The organism is Nocardia transvalensis, from assembly GCF_015477765.1.
GTDB lineage: Bacteria > Actinomycetota > Actinomycetes > Mycobacteriales > Mycobacteriaceae > Nocardia > Nocardia transvalensis_A.
The window spans coordinates 236,029-249,411 of record NZ_JADLQQ010000007.1; the positions used below are offsets into that span (position 1 = coordinate 236,029).

Below are 13,383 nucleotides of genomic sequence, written 5' to 3' on the forward strand. Positions count from 1 at the left end.
GTGCGGCCAGTGGTTGCAGGCGCCGCGACGGCGTGACACGGAGGGAAGCGGCATGGTGAGTTGGATGGTCTCCGAGACGGTATGGTGTCCGGCCGCCGCTGGCGTGGACATGGGGGAGGCGTATGCGCGAGCCGACGAGTTGCTGGCGACGGTCGGGTTGTCGGTGCGGGATCTGGTTCAGGTGACCGAGTTTCGTACGCCGGACGCCGCCGAGCAGGCCGGTGTGCGCCCGCAGGGTGTGACCCTGTCGGTGGTGCCGATGGAAGGGCTACCCGTGCCGGGACAGCGGGTAGCGGTGCAGTACACCGCAGTCGGCGGCGGGGGCAGCAGGTTCGCCACGGCGGTCGGCGTGGTCACCGTCGCGGGCGGAGTGGTGTATCTGCCCGGCATCACCCCGGCGAATCGGTCGGCCGCATTCGCCGAGCAGTACCGGTCATGCCTGCGGCGGGTGGGCGAGGCGCTGGCGGCGGTGAAACTCGGGCTCGGCAGTCTGGTGCAGACCACCGACTACACCGCCTCGGCCACCCGCGGCGATTATCCGCGGTGCGGGCGGCCGCGGGCCGAGCTTCTCGGCGAGATCACTGCCGACGGGGAACGCGTATTCCCCGGTGCCGCCGGGATTCTCGTGCCGAGCGACGATATCGCCGTCCGGTTGGACGCGGTCGCGTCGATGGAGCCGCTGCGGGCGGTCAATCCCGACTGGGACCGCTACGACACCCTGACCTACCGGCCGGGTGTGGCCGCCGGGAATATGCTGTTCATGTCCGGCTTCGCCGCGCTGGACCCGCACACGCAGCGGGCGCTGCCGGGAGATCTGGCCGAGCAGGCGGACTACACCTACGCCGCGATCGGGCAGGTGCTGACCGCCGCCGGGACGGATGGCTCCGCGGTGGTCCGGCTGGTCGAATACCTCACTCCTGCAGCGGTTCCGGCGTATCACGAACTCGAAGCGATACGGCGTCGGCATTTTCCCCAGCAGGTGGCGCTGACCTCGGTGGTGTGCACCGGGCTGCTGCGCCCGGAATTCCTCATCGAGGTCGTGCCGACGGCGGTGCTGCGATGACCCTTCCCGTGGCCGCCTTCACCGCCGTGATCGGGCGGGAGGTCACCTACATCGCGCCGGAACCGTTGGGCCGCCCGGCCATCCGCTATTTCGCGCAGGCGGTCGGCGACGAGAATCCGCTCTATACCGACGAAAACTACGCCCGCGCACACGGATACGACGACGTGGTCGCCCCACCCACGTTGATCTGCGAAACCAACCAGTACACCGGCCTTCCCCGCGACGACGAGGGCTTCGCCGGGCACAGCTGGTGTGTCGAGGCACCGGGAACGCGGCTGGTGCGCGGCGGCAACAGCTACGAGTTCCACCGACCGGTCCATCCCACCGACATCATCGCCGCCACCTGGTGCGTCACCGACGTCGAAGAGAAATCCGGGAAGTTGTTCGTCCACTCTCGCGCCACCTACCGCAACCAGAACGACGACCTGCTCGCCACCAACGACGAGACGCTGATCTACGTGCCGCTGGAGCAATCGTGAAGCCCGGCACCGTAATTCCCGAGTTGCAGCGGCGCATCGGGCTCGCCGACATGGTGGCCTACGCGGGCGCGACCTGGGACTGGCATCGACTGCACTACGACACCGCCTACCTCGCCGCCCGCGGTCTGCCCGCGCCGGTGATCGACGGCCAACTGTTCGGCGCGCTACTGGCCGAACAACTGCAGGATTGGCTGGGCCCGCGCGCGCGAATCCGCAGCCTGCACTTCCGTTTCCGCACACCCGCCTTCGCCGAGGAGACGGTGTGCTGCACCGGCGAGGTCGTCGAGGTGCGCGATGATGCGCTGGTGGTGCGACAGCAGGTCGCGGTCGTGGGGGAACGGGCGCGGGTGATCGTCGCGCCCGCCGGGGCAACGGTGATGCCGGGATGAGCACAGCCGTGGCGATCGCCGGCGCGGCCGAATCCGACCTGGGCGTCACCGGGAAGTCCGTGCTGCACTTGCACGCCCAGGCCGTGACCCGCGCCCTCGACGACGCCGGGCTCACCCTCGCCGATATCGACGGATTGGCGACGGCCGGCCTGTCCCGGTTCTCGGCCACCCAACTCGCCGAATATCTCGGCCTCGAACCGGCCTGGACCGACTCGACCTTCGCCGGGGGATCGGTGTTCGAGATGTATGTGGCACGCGCGGCCCAGGCCATCGCCGCCGGGCAGTGCTCGACGGTCTTGATCTCCTATGCGTCGAATCAGCGCAGTGCACGCTCGCGGTCGCTGACCGGCGTCGTCGAGGACCATCTCCCGCAGGCGCAGTTCGAGACGCCGTACGGGCCGCTGTACCCGCTGTCGTATTACGCGCTGGCCGCACAGCGGTACCTGCACGAATACCGCCAGGGCCGTGCCGGTCTGGCGGAGGTGGCGGTGGCGGCGCGGCAGTGGGCGCTGCGCAATCCCGCCGCGTACCGCCACGGAGCCGGCGAGCTGACTGCGGCCGATGTGCTCGGCGCGCCGATGGTGTCCTCGCCGCTGACATCGGCCGACTGCTGCCTGGTCACCGACGGCGGCGGAGCCATCGTGATCACCGGCCTGGACCGGGCCCGCGATCTCGCCCGGACGCCGGTGGTGGTGCTCGGTTACGGCGAATCCACCACGCACGCAAGCATGGCGAGCGGAAACTTGTTGCGCCCGGGCGTTTTCGACTCCGCACGCCGGGCCTACGCCATGGCGGGGCTCGGACCGGCGGACATCTCCGTCGCCCAGGTGTACGACTCGTTCACCATCACGGTCCTGCTCGCCCTGGAGGGGCTCGGATTCTGCGAGCGGGGGGAGGGCGCCGAATTCGTCCTCGACGGCCGCGCTCGTCCCGGCGGAGTCTTCCCGCTCAACACCACCGGCGGCGGCCTGTCCTACTGCCATCCCGGCATGTTCGGGCTGCTGCTGCTCGTGGAGGCGGTGCGCCAGCTGCGCGGCGACTGCGGCGCGCGGCAGGTGCCGGGCGCGGAGGTCGCACTGGCGCACGGCACCGGTGGCATCCTGTCCACCCACGCCACGGTGATTCTGGGGAGGGACCGATGACCGTGCCGGAGGACGAGGTCACCGCGGCGTGGTGGGACGGCACCCGGCACCGTCGGCTGCTGTTGCAGCACTGCACGAAATGTGAGGCCCTGCAGCATTATCCGCGCGCTGTGTGCACCGAGTGCGGGTCGACCGCGCTGGACTGGGTGACGGCCGGGGGCGGGGCGACGGTGGAGAGTTTCACCGTGGTGCATCGCCAGGTCCGGTCGGATCTGCCCGCGCCCTACGTCGTTGCGCGGGTGCGGTTGGACGAAGGGCCGACCCTGTTGACCAATCTGATAGGCGGCGAGCCGGATTCATGGTGCTGCGACGACCGCGTCCGGCTCACCTGGCGGTCCCTGGACGACGGGCGGAGGCTGCCGATATTCGAAAGGGAACCCGATGGATTTCGATCTGAGCGATGAGCAACGCCAATTCCGTTCCACGCTGCGCTCGTTCGTCGACAAGCGGATCGTTCCGGTGGCGGCGCGCTGGGAGCGTGAGGACCGCTATCCCACCGAAATCGTCGAGGAGATGAAGCGAATGGGCCTGTTCGGGCTCACCGTGCCCGGCGAGTACGGCGGGCTGGAGGTGGACAAGGTCTCCTTCGCCCTGGTCTTCGAGGAGATCTCGCGCGGCTGGATGGGGGTGGCCGGCGTCCTGGGTTCGCATTCGCTGTCCTGCTGGCTGCTGGCCCACCACGGCACCGAGGAGCAGAGGCGGCGTTACCTGCCCGAACTGGCCACCGGTGCCCGCCGCACGGGAATCGCGCTCACAGAACCCGATGCGGGCTCGGACCTGCAGGGCATCCGCACCCGCGCCCGCCGCGACGGCGATGTCTACATAGTGAGCGGTACCAAGACGTGGATCACCAATGCCCGCCACGCCGATCCGCTGCCGGTGCTGGTGAAAACCGACATCACCGAACCCGCCCACCGCGGCATGTCGATCCTGCTGGTCGACACGACACTGCCCGGCTTCACGGTCGGCCGGGATCTGCCCAAGCTCGGCTACCGGGGCACCGAATCCTGCGAGGTCCGCCTCGACGAGGTGCGTGTCCCCGCCGACGCGCTGCTCGGCGGCGTCGAGGGCCGCGGTCTGCAGCAGGCGCTGTCGGGCCTCGAGATCGGCCGGATCAATGTCGCCGCCCGGGCCGTCGGCATCGCCCAGGCCGCCTACGACGCCGCCCTCGACTATGCGCGCACCCGCCACGCGTTCGGCCGTCCCATCGCCGAATTTCAAGCTGTCGCGGCCAAACTCGCCGATATGGCCACCGAACTACAAGCCGCCCGGCTGCTCACCTACTGGGCCGCCTCCCGCGCCGACGCCGGGCAGCGCGTGGACATGGAGGCGGGCATGGCCAAATATTTCGCCTCCGAGACCGCGATCCGCGCCGCCCTCGAGGCGATGCGCATCCACGGCGGCCACGGCTACTCCCAGGAATTCGGCGTGGAGCGGCTGTACCGGGACGCCCCGCTGATGGCGATCGGCGAGGGCACCAACGAAATTCAGCGCACGATCATCGCTCGGGCCCTGGTGTCGGGGGAACGGGCGGTGGGCTGGTGAGATCGGCACTCTACGTCCCCGGCAACCGGCCCGAACTGTTCGACAAGGCACTGTCCGGTCCCGCCGACGTGGTGCTGCTCGACCTGGAGGATTCGGTCCCCGTGCGCGACAAGGACTCCGCCCGTGCCGAGGTGGCGGCGTGGCTGCGCTCGATACCCGCAGGGCGGCATCGGATCTGGGTGCGGGTGAACCCGGGCGAGAGGGGCCATGAGGACATCCGGGCGGTGGCCGGGCCCCCGGTGTCGGCACTGTGTTTGGCCAAAACCGAATCCGCCGCGCAGGTTCGAGCCGCCGAGGCGATGGTACGAGGCCATGAGCAGATTCGATTCTGCCCGTTGCTGGAGAGCGCGACGGCCGTGTTGCAGGCCCGCGAGATCGCCGCGGCCCAGCGTGTCGAACGTCTGCAACTCGGTGAGGCCGACCTGCGCGCCGACGCCGGAATCGACCCCGGCCCCGATGATCTCGAACTTCTCGCGATCCGCAGTCATCTGGTTCTGGTGAGCGCCGCCGCCGGAATCGAGCCACCCCTCGCGCCGGTATCCACGGACTTCCGCGACCTGGGCGCGCTACGAACCTCCACCGAGGCCCTGGCCCGGCTCGGATTCCGCGGCCGGGCATGTATCCATCCCGCCCAAATTCCCGTCGTGAACGACGTTTTCACGCCGACACCGGCCGAACTCGCCGCGGCCCGAACCCTGGTGGCCCGATTCGAGGCCGCCCGGGGCGGTGTCGTACTCGACGACAAGGGCCGCATGGTCGACATCGCCGTCGTCCGCGCGGCCCGCCGCCTCCTGGCCGCCGACTGAGCACCTACATCCCGTCGCCGTCCCAGCGCCCCCGCGAGCGGCTGCGGACGGGGAGGCTGGACAGGATGGGTGCGGGGATGGGATCGCCGGGGTGCCATGGTCGTCCGGCACCCCAGTTGTGGGAGTGGGCGTCGGTGCGTTCGTGGGGGTGTTCGAGGGTGTGGGGGTCGGGACCGAAATCCATGGCGTGGGCGTGGGTGTGGCTGCCGGAGAGGGTGGCCAGGTCGACGGCCTTGGCGATGGCGATGAGGCTGGGGTCGGTGCCGGAACCGTGCTGGAGGTAGTCGCCGAGGTCGATGCCGTCCTGCTGGCGGAAATAGTCGGTCGCCTTGGCGAGGTCGGCCAGGTCGGCGGCGCTGCGGGAGTTCGGGTCGCCGAGGTCGTGGCTGGATATCGACCAGCGGGTGGGTGTGCCGCCGGACGCCCAGTTGACCGCATCGCCGCCCCAGCGCACCCATTCGTTCTGGGTGTACCAGTTGAACAGTTGACCGTCGGAGCGCAGCAGCCAGGTGGCGCCGCCCTCCATGGTGGTGAAGTGGCCGTGTTTGACCCGCGCGGGCCGGAAGAAATAGGTGCCCAGGTCCAGGGTGCCGAAGTTGTATTCCATATGGCCCTGGGTGGTGTAAGCCTCCTCGAAGCACGGGTGGTGGGCCAGGCGGTGGTCGGTCCAGCCCTCCTCGGCGTGCACGAGCCGCGTGTAGAACCCCGACACCGGATCCACGTGCAGATATTTGATCACCATGCCCGGCATGGGGCCCTCGTTCGGCACCGGCTGCCACGGCATGGCCTCGGTGTCGAGCACGATCACGTCCTCGCGGGCGTCGGGCCATCGCGGCGCCGCGGTGCTGTCGACGGGATCGAAACCGGCATCGCCGTATTCGCGATAGTGCAGGATCTTCGTGCCCTCGAAGAACGACATCGCCTCCACCGGAACGCCTTTCGGCGCGAAGACGTAGGCGCCGGGCCCGATGGTGCGGTCGCCGTAGGTGAGTCCGCCCTCGAGCACGTAGTACTCGGCGTTGGCGTGATGGATGCCGGGCCCACGGCCCCAGCGGGTGTGGAAGTCGATGCGCAGCGAGGCGGAGCCGTCCTCCTCGTCCACCGACAGCCGCCGCTCGCTGGCCCGGCCCTCGCCGCCGATCAGTTCGGCGCCGTGCCAGATGTAGTCGTCCTCGTGGATCAGCTCGACATGGGGTCGCATGCGGAATCCTCCTTCAGGGCTCGGCGCAGTTCGCGTTTGAGCACCTTGCCGGCGGCACTGCGCGGCAGCCGCTCGACGATGCGGATGTGACGGGGAAGCTTCGACCCGGAGAGCCGGGTGCGGCAGTGCGCGATGAGCGCGGCGGTGTCCAGGTCGGCGCCGGGCAGCGGCACCACGAACGCGGTGACCCGTTCGCCCCACTGCTCGTCCGGGGCGCCGATCGCCGCGGCCTCGGCGACTCCGGGACAGGCGACGAGGGCGTCCTCCACCTCGCGGGGCGCGATATTCACCCCGCCGGAGACGATCATGTCCTTCTTGCGATCGACGATGCTCAAGAACCCGTCCTCATCGGCGACGGCGATGTCACCGCTGGTGAGGAAGCCGTCGGCGGTGACACACGCGGACGTGGCGGGGTCGTCGTCGAGATAGCCGTTCATCAGATACGGTGAGCGGCTGAACAATTCGCCCGGCTCACCCGCCCCCACGGACTCGCCGTCGTCACCGACCAGCCGCACCTCGGTCATCAGCCATGGGGTGCCGACTGAGCCCGGCTTGCGGTCGGCGTCGCCGGGGCGGCAGGTGGTGACGATACCGGCCTCGGTGGAGCCGTAGAGTTCGTGGACGCCTGCGTTCGGAAATGCCTGGCGCGCCCACTGTTTCAGCGGAGTCGGCAGGGCGGCGGCATTGAAATAGACGGTGTCGACACTCGACAGGTCGAATCGGTACAGCTCGTCGCCGAGGGCGCGCAAGGCATGCGCGTGCGTCGGCACCAGGAAAATCGATTGGGCGCGTTCGCGTTCGATGAGATACAGCAGCCGCTGCGGATCCCACCGTCGCAGCATGGCGACGCAGCCGCCGGCGAACACCGGTGCGTAGCCGAAGGCGAAACCCGCGCCGTGGTACATGGGTGCGACGGCGATACTGCGCCGACCCAGTCCGAGATTCCACTCCAGCGCCGCGCCGTAGCAGGTGAGCACCCGGGAGCGGTGGCTGATCACCACGCCTTTCGGCGAGCCGGTGGTTCCCGCTGTGTAGGCGATGCAGAACGGTTGTGTCTCGCCGGGTTCGGCGTGGGGGTCGCGGGCGTCGGTCGCGGCGAGTGCGCGTTCGTAGTCGATCCCGAGGTCCGCGCCATCGATGGCGAACATCACCGGCGGAGCCGCATCCGCGACGATGCCCGACAGTGCGTCATCGAGAACCAGTGCGCGGCAATCGGAGTGCGCCAGCACGTACGCGGCCTCCGGTGCGGTCGAGCGCGGGTTGATCGGCACCATGACCAGCCCTGCCTTGGCCAGACCGCAGGCGATCTCCGGATACTCCAGGCGGTTGCCCAGCAGCACCGCCACCCGGTCGCCCGGGCGCAGCCCCCGGGTGAGCAGCGCGGTGGCCAGTCGATTCGAGCGCTCGTCGACAGCCGAGAAACTCAACCAGCGTTGATCATCGGTCACCGCCGGAGCCGACGGTGTGGCGCGGGCGAATTCCCGGATTCCCGCCGCCATCGAGAGGGCGGCACCACCGGTGTGCAACGGCATCGGCGGCCCCGCCTTCAGTGCTCGCGCAGTAGGGTGCCCGCGCCGTCGACGCGGTCGTCGATGCCGTTGTCGCGTAGGGCCATCCACCAGGTGGCGGCGTTGATGGCGATCACCGGCTTGCCCATCCAGCGTTCGGCCTCGTCGGCCAGGCGGACCATCGACAGGTTCGTGCCGCACTGCACCAGCGCGTCGACCCCGTCACCGTCGACCTCCCGCAGCGCGGCCCGCAATTCGTCCTCGGAGACGTGGGCGATGGACACCGCGGTCGGACAGCACAGGCCCTTGATGGATTTCACGTCGAACCCGAGTTCGCCGAAGAACCGCACCACGTTCTCGTCACCGACCGGCTGATACGGGGTGACCACGCCGATCCGTTTCGCACCATGGAGTTCGAGCGCGCGCCGGCATGCCTCGGCGCCGGTGGCCACCCGCAGCCCGGACAGCTCTTCGATCTGCCGCACGAACCGCTGATTTCCCGCCATCCCGCCCCAGAAGGTCTCCGCGGACATGCCCATGACCATGTAGTCGGGTTCGCAGGTGAGTACTCGCGCGCAGGCGGCGGCGATCTCGGCGCGGATCTGCTCCAGCAGCCGCCCCATTCCCGCGTCGTCGCTCATGTTCTGATCGCGAATGTGGATACGGCCGAAGTGTGCGGTCACGCCGGGCACGCCCATGCGGGCGAAGTCCGGTTCGACCACGGTGTTGGTGGACGGGGCCAGCACCCCGAATTTGGCTCGCCAGCCGAGCACGTCAGGCATCAGTGGGGCTCCTTGTCGTCGAAGATATTTCGCTTCCGCACCGGGGCGAGTGCGAAGCGGCCGAGCACTTTCGGGGTGGTGAGCCAGCGCACGTGGGCACCGTTGCGGGTCTGCGAGACGGCGCGCTCGGCCAGCCACGGGGCAACGGTGTCGACGCGGTCGGCGAGGATCTCGAAAACCCTGCGCGCCTTGGCGAGTTCGGCCGGGTCGGAGTAACCGTGGGTGAGTAGATCGGTGGTCACCATGCCGGGGCTGAGCAGCCCGACCGACACTCCCGCCGGGACCTCCGTCGCGAGCGCCTCGGTCAGATAGGTGACCGCCCGCTTGCTTGCCCCATAGGCGACCAGCCCCGTCACCGAGCGCCCGTCGCTGCCCAGGCCCTCCATATTCCAGACGTGCCCGTGCCCCGCGGCCGCCATGCCGCTCAGCGCGACCGCGCAGCCGTTGACCACGCCGATCACATTGGTGTCGAACACCTTCCGCACCTCGTCGTCCGGCAGCCGCCACAACGGCAGTCGATCGTGGGTGACACCGGCATTGTTGATCCAGACGTCGATGCCGCCGAACCGCTCGGCCGCCGCATCCCACAGCGCCTGCACGGCGGTGCGATCGGCGACATCGGTGGTGACGGCCAGCCCCGCCTCGGGCAGGTCGGCGGCCACCTTCGCGACGCGCTCGGAATCCCTACCGCACACCGCAACCCGATGGCCTCGCTCGAGTAGCGCACGGGCGATGCCCAGTCCGATACCCCTGGTCCCGCCGGTAATCACGACCGTGCTCATCGCTCACGCTCCATGATGCCGTGCAGCACGGCCGTGAGGCGGTTGTGCTCGAACAGTTGGTAGACCACCGCCAGGGTGGCGCCCGCGCCCATGCCGGGTCGGGCGTCGATCATGAATTCGCGGCCGAGCAGGCGGCGGCCGTCGGTCAGGTGCAGGCGGGGATAGTTGGCGCGGCCGAAGGCGGTGGCGTTGCCCCACACGTCGGGGCCCTCGTGGAAGCTGCGTGGGCCGTCTCGGCGGACGGTGGCGCGAACGTCCGAATCCAGTGCGCCCGAGAGCAGGATGCCGTGCTCGGCGGTGAGCAGGCTCAGCGGAGCGATGTCGAGGGTGATGGTCGTATTGCCGAGCGGTTTCTGGGCCGCCGACCACACCTCGAGTTCGCCACGATAGCGGCAGTCGTCTTTGGTCGGAAGAATGAAAGGGGCAGGGCCACAGCGCGTCTCGGTTTCGATGCGCTGCTCGACCAGCTCCGGGTCACGGGTGTAGACACCGTTGAACACGCCGATGAGGGCCGGGCCCTGGTGCAGTACCGAGGAATAGACCTGGGTGTCGCCGATGGTGTGGTTCCAGGTGTTGAGCGAGACCTGCCAGCCGGGCCCGTAATAGTGGGCGTCGACGAACGCGCCGTACGGCTGGCCGGAGCCGTAGAAGTCGGGCCCGGTGTAGATGCGGTCGACGTCGGAGTCGAGGACGCCGAAGGCGAAGGGGGCGCCCAGGGTGAATCGGGCGGCCAGCGGTCCGCCGCCGGTGAGTCCGCCGTTCATGTAGTAGGTGGTGGTGCCGTTGTCGAAGACCGAGGAGCGGCGGATGTCCTCGAATCCGAGCCAGGCCCCCTCGGCATCGAACAGCGAAGGGCGGCCGACCCATTCGCCCTGGATGCGCTGCTGGAAGCCGCTGGGCGCGGGGGAGGCGGTCATGACACCAACTCCCTGCGGACGCGCCCGGACTGCTCGGGTCCCACCAGCCGGGTCACCTGCGCCCACACCGGATCCACTTGCGGGCTGAACAGATTCGCCCGATTGGCGCGGTCACGCGCGGCGAGATCGATGTCCACGGACGGAACGCCCTTGTCCACCAGGGAAAGCCAATGCCGCAGGTATGCGTCCACCGTGGGACCGAGCTCGCGGAACGCCGCCTCGGTGGCGCGGCACACCACCATCCACGGCGACATCATGGCCCGCTGCCGGGGCCCGATGGCGGCCGGTGCTATGCCCTCGATCCTCCAAGCCGCCTCCAACAGGGGAGTGAGCGGAAGGAATGCCGCGTCCAGATAGTCCAGGTGCACGGCCAGATCGACGCGGGGGATGAGGTCCAGGTGCATCGCCAGATGATCGGCGGCGTGCACCGAGTCCAGGGTGAAATGTGGGACCGCGCTGCCGGGCGGCAGGAATGCGAAGATCATATGGCTGTCCAGTCCGATCGGCGGCACCACCAGATCGACGGTGACGGCCTTATCGATCGGGCCGCCCCGAAACACCCGCAGCCGGCCCACGGGGTCGGGTGACGCGGCGCCGGTCAGCGTGACATCCTCGACGGTCTCCAAACCCAGTGCGGAGGTGAGTGTTTGCAGGGTGTGCTCGCAGAGCGCGGCGGGCAGGCTCATTGCGGTCGACCTCCGATGCGGGCCTTGTGCACCCACGCCCCGGCCAACTCCGGATCGTCGTGGCGCGCGGGCGAGGCGATGACGGTGGCGGTGCGCCGCGGCGCATCACCGGTGATGATGTCGTCCCCGCCGACCCACCAGCCCTCCTTCACGAGCTGGGCACGGCGGCGGCGATAGGCGACCTGCAGGGCGTCGCTGCGCACATGCAGTTCGTCGGACAGATCGAACGGCAGCAGTTCGGGGCGCTGCGACTCCACCACCGGCCGGTCCTGCAGCAGGATCTTGCGAATCCGCTTGCGGGTGTTGCCATCTGCCCACGCACCGGTGAAGAAGTTGCGGAAGCCGAGGATCTTCACCAGGGTGCGATCCGGCGAGAGCGGAATATTGAAGTCGTAGAGCACCAGGTCGCCGACCGGCAGCCGCACGTGCAGCTTCACCAGATTCGGCAGATACCAGCCGTTGGTGACGGTCAGATACTCGGCCCGGCGCTGCTTCCACAGCAGGCTCCACAAACCCTTCGGCGGCGGCGTGCTCAGCTGAATGTCCGCCTCCGCAGACCAGTCGGTCTGTTGCACCCGGAAATCCTGGATTTCCGGCTTGTCCGGATTGCCGAAGGCGGTGCCGTGCACGAACGGCGTATGCGCCGCGTCGACGACATTCTCCAGCGAGCGTTCGTAGTTGGCGTCGATCTCCATCTCGAACTGCACGGCCCGGAACGTCGGATCCAGGTGCTGCGGGATGTCGGGGATCGGCGGCCGTTGCTCCTCGGGTGCGTCGCCGAGGAACGCCCACACCATGCCGTGGCGCTCGAGGGTTGGGTACGCGTCCACTCGCGCCTTCCGCGGAATGCTGCGTTCGGGCGCGTTGGCGGGAATCTTCACGCACACCCCGGCCGCGTCGTACTGCCAGCCGTGATAGGGGCAGGCGATGCAGTCGCCGGTCACCTTCCCCATCGACAGCGCGCCGCCGCGGTGTACGCACAGATCCGACAGGCACACCGGTGCGCCGTCCTGCGTTCGGTACAGCACGAAATCCTGTCCCAGACAGGTCACCTTCCGGGGAGCGCGGCCCACCCGGTCGGCGAATTCCAGTGCGTACCAGAAGTTTTTCAGCATCGATCGATCTTTCTGCTATCGCCGCTTCAGCAGCACGCCGTCGTCGAAGGCGTCGAGCTCCGCACGCGCGGACGGCGAACCGAGCAGATGCGTGCGCAGAAACGCCGATGTCAGCCGCGCGACCGACGCCAGTGCGGGCGCCTCGGCCGGGCCGTCGAGGAAGGCACGGGCGGCCGTGGGGTCCGCATCGGCGATCCCGAAATGGTTGGCACCGGGCACCACGGCCAGCAGATGCTCACCGTCGGGCAGCGCTTCGGCGAAGGTGCGGGCCACGGGATCCGGCCGGTCGGCGTCCTCGCCGTAGCGGTCCGCACTGCCCTGGATGACGCCGTCATTGGTGCCGACGCCCAGCAGCACCGGGCAGGCGACCTGCGCGGGCACGACGGTGCCGGGATCCCAGCCGAGCATGGTCGCGACCATGGTGTGCGCGCCCCAGGCGAAAACCGCACGCACCGACGGGAAGAACCGCGCCGACTGCAACACGACGGTGCCGCCCGCCGAATGGCCACCCAGGGCGAGGCGGTTCAGATCGAGCGCGTTCCGCAGCGGCGCTCGGTCGTTGAGCTCGGCCAGGCCCTCGAGCACGGCGCCGATGGTCGGGCAGGTCGGTCTGGTGCCGTACGTGGCGGGCGTGGCCGCCTCGAGATCGACGCCGGGCGTGAGCCCCAGTTGGCCGCCGAACAATTCGGCCACGCGATCGAAGGTGACCACCACCATGCCGGATTCGGTGAGCGCGGTCGCGAACCGGCGGTAGCAGTCCTGGGCGACGTTCACCCCGGACAGGAACAGCACGACCGGATACGGCGCACGCGCCGGGTCGGCGGCGAAAACGCCGGTGAGCCTTTCGTTGTCGTCACCGGAGACCGCGGCCGGGTAGTAGACCTTGAGGTGAGCGGTGTCGAAGGGGGCCGTGCCGTCGGTGCGGACCGACCACCACAGGGAGCGAACAATACTCATACCGTGTCCTT

General features: G+C 69.1%; 15 protein-coding genes. 7 read left to right on the forward strand and 8 right to left on the reverse strand.

Annotation, left to right across the window (positions count from 1 at the left end; genetic code table 11):
- Nucleotides 1-64: 64 nt before the first annotated feature.
- The 7 genes from IU452_RS21870 to IU452_RS21900 are packed head-to-tail and all read left to right on the forward strand — an operon-like array spanning nt 65 to nt 5,424.
- Nucleotides 65-1,063: a RidA family protein gene (locus tag IU452_RS21870; protein WP_228818513.1), complete on the forward strand. Its 999-nt coding sequence runs from the start codon at nt 65-67 to the stop codon at nt 1,061-1,063.
- Nucleotides 1,060-1,542, forward strand: coding sequence for an FAS1-like dehydratase domain-containing protein (locus IU452_RS21875; RefSeq protein WP_195110989.1), 483 nt, complete (start codon nt 1,060-1,062; stop codon nt 1,540-1,542). Before IU452_RS21870 ends, IU452_RS21875 begins: the two co-directional genes overlap by 4 nt.
- Nucleotides 1,539-1,931 (forward strand): MaoC/PaaZ C-terminal domain-containing protein, encoded by a 393-nt coding sequence (locus IU452_RS21880; RefSeq protein ID WP_324192745.1) that lies wholly within the window; start codon nt 1,539-1,541, stop codon nt 1,929-1,931. Before IU452_RS21875 ends, IU452_RS21880 begins: the two co-directional genes overlap by 4 nt.
- Nucleotides 1,928-3,073, forward strand: a complete 1,146-nt coding sequence (locus IU452_RS21885) for an acetyl-CoA acetyltransferase (RefSeq protein ID WP_195110990.1) — start codon at nt 1,928-1,930, stop codon at nt 3,071-3,073. The genes IU452_RS21880 and IU452_RS21885 overlap by 4 nt, the downstream gene beginning before the upstream one ends.
- A complete protein-coding gene (locus IU452_RS21890; RefSeq protein ID WP_195110991.1) occupies nt 3,070-3,477 on the forward strand; it encodes a Zn-ribbon domain-containing OB-fold protein in 408 nt (135 codons plus the stop codon). The genes IU452_RS21885 and IU452_RS21890 overlap by 4 nt, the downstream gene beginning before the upstream one ends.
- A complete protein-coding gene (locus IU452_RS21895; RefSeq protein ID WP_195110992.1) occupies nt 3,455-4,618 on the forward strand; it encodes an acyl-CoA dehydrogenase family protein in 1,164 nt (387 codons plus the stop codon). Before IU452_RS21890 ends, IU452_RS21895 begins: the two co-directional genes overlap by 23 nt.
- Nucleotides 4,615-5,424, forward strand: a complete 810-nt coding sequence (locus IU452_RS21900; protein ID WP_195110993.1) for an HpcH/HpaI aldolase/citrate lyase family protein — start codon at nt 4,615-4,617, stop codon at nt 5,422-5,424. Before IU452_RS21895 ends, IU452_RS21900 begins: the two co-directional genes overlap by 4 nt.
- A gap of 4 nt (nt 5,425-5,428) precedes the next feature.
- Here the strand turns inward: IU452_RS21900 and IU452_RS21905 are convergent, their stop codons facing one another.
- Genes IU452_RS21905 through IU452_RS21940 form a run of 8 tightly spaced genes read right to left on the reverse strand, consistent with a single transcriptional unit; the run spans nt 5,429 to nt 13,372 of the window.
- On the reverse strand, nt 5,429-6,625 hold the full coding sequence (locus tag IU452_RS21905) for a DUF4437 domain-containing protein (protein ID WP_195110994.1): 1,197 nt from the start codon (nt 6,623-6,625) through the stop codon (nt 5,429-5,431).
- Nucleotides 6,604-8,157 (reverse strand): class I adenylate-forming enzyme family protein, encoded by a 1,554-nt coding sequence (locus IU452_RS21910; protein WP_195110995.1) that lies wholly within the window; start codon nt 8,155-8,157, stop codon nt 6,604-6,606. The genes IU452_RS21905 and IU452_RS21910 overlap by 22 nt, the downstream gene beginning before the upstream one ends.
- 14 nt (nt 8,158-8,171) lie before the next feature.
- On the reverse strand, nt 8,172-8,915 hold the full coding sequence (locus tag IU452_RS21915; protein WP_195110996.1) for an arylmalonate decarboxylase: 744 nt from the start codon (nt 8,913-8,915) through the stop codon (nt 8,172-8,174).
- The gene (locus IU452_RS21920) at nt 8,915-9,697 is read right to left on the reverse strand and encodes an SDR family oxidoreductase (RefSeq protein WP_195110997.1); all 783 of its coding nucleotides are present in this window, start codon (nt 9,695-9,697) and stop codon (nt 8,915-8,917) included. Before IU452_RS21920 ends, IU452_RS21915 begins: the two co-directional genes overlap by 1 nt.
- Nucleotides 9,694-10,614, reverse strand: a complete 921-nt coding sequence (locus IU452_RS21925) for a hypothetical protein (protein ID WP_195110998.1) — start codon at nt 10,612-10,614, stop codon at nt 9,694-9,696. Before IU452_RS21925 ends, IU452_RS21920 begins: the two co-directional genes overlap by 4 nt.
- Nucleotides 10,611-11,300 carry a hypothetical protein gene (locus IU452_RS21930; RefSeq protein ID WP_195110999.1) on the reverse strand — a complete coding sequence of 230 codons (690 nt, stop codon included), beginning with the start codon at nt 11,298-11,300 and terminating at the stop codon, nt 10,611-10,613. The genes IU452_RS21925 and IU452_RS21930 overlap by 4 nt, the downstream gene beginning before the upstream one ends.
- Nucleotides 11,297-12,415 (reverse strand): aromatic ring-hydroxylating oxygenase subunit alpha, encoded by a 1,119-nt coding sequence (locus IU452_RS21935; protein ID WP_195111000.1) that lies wholly within the window; start codon nt 12,413-12,415, stop codon nt 11,297-11,299. Before IU452_RS21935 ends, IU452_RS21930 begins: the two co-directional genes overlap by 4 nt.
- A 15-nt stretch (nt 12,416-12,430) precedes the next feature.
- Complete coding sequence (locus IU452_RS21940; protein WP_195111001.1) at nt 12,431-13,372, reverse strand: alpha/beta hydrolase family protein; 942 nt, start codon at nt 13,370-13,372, stop codon at nt 12,431-12,433.
- Nucleotides 13,373-13,383 lie beyond the last annotated feature (11 nt).

Excerpts from the sequence above, each read along its gene's own strand:
- IU452_RS21870 (WP_228818513.1), top strand. The coding sequence starts at position 65 with ATGGTCTCCGAGACGGTATGGTGTCCGGCCGCCGCTGGCGTGGACATG.
- IU452_RS21875 (WP_195110989.1), top strand. The coding sequence starts at position 1,060 with ATGACCCTTCCCGTGGCCGCCTTCACCGCCGTGATCGGGCGGGAGGTC.
- IU452_RS21885 (WP_195110990.1), top strand. The coding sequence starts at position 1,928 with ATGAGCACAGCCGTGGCGATCGCCGGCGCGGCCGAATCCGACCTGGGC.
- IU452_RS21890 (WP_195110991.1), top strand. The coding sequence starts at position 3,070 with ATGACCGTGCCGGAGGACGAGGTCACCGCGGCGTGGTGGGACGGCACC.
- IU452_RS21895 (WP_195110992.1), top strand. The coding sequence starts at position 3,455 with ATGGATTTCGATCTGAGCGATGAGCAACGCCAATTCCGTTCCACGCTG.
- IU452_RS21905 (WP_195110994.1), bottom strand. The coding sequence starts at position 6,625 with ATGCGACCCCATGTCGAGCTGATCCACGAGGACGACTACATCTGGCAC.
- IU452_RS21910 (WP_195110995.1), bottom strand. The coding sequence starts at position 8,157 with ATGCCGTTGCACACCGGTGGTGCCGCCCTCTCGATGGCGGCGGGAATC.
- IU452_RS21915 (WP_195110996.1), bottom strand. The coding sequence starts at position 8,915 with ATGCCTGACGTGCTCGGCTGGCGAGCCAAATTCGGGGTGCTGGCCCCG.
- IU452_RS21920 (WP_195110997.1), bottom strand. The coding sequence starts at position 9,697 with ATGAGCACGGTCGTGATTACCGGCGGGACCAGGGGTATCGGACTGGGC.
- IU452_RS21925 (WP_195110998.1), bottom strand. The coding sequence starts at position 10,614 with ATGACCGCCTCCCCCGCGCCCAGCGGCTTCCAGCAGCGCATCCAGGGC.
- IU452_RS21930 (WP_195110999.1), bottom strand. The coding sequence starts at position 11,300 with ATGAGCCTGCCCGCCGCGCTCTGCGAGCACACCCTGCAAACACTCACC.
- IU452_RS21935 (WP_195111000.1), bottom strand. The coding sequence starts at position 12,415 with ATGCTGAAAAACTTCTGGTACGCACTGGAATTCGCCGACCGGGTGGGC.
- IU452_RS21940 (WP_195111001.1), bottom strand. The coding sequence starts at position 13,372 with ATGAGTATTGTTCGCTCCCTGTGGTGGTCGGTCCGCACCGACGGCACG.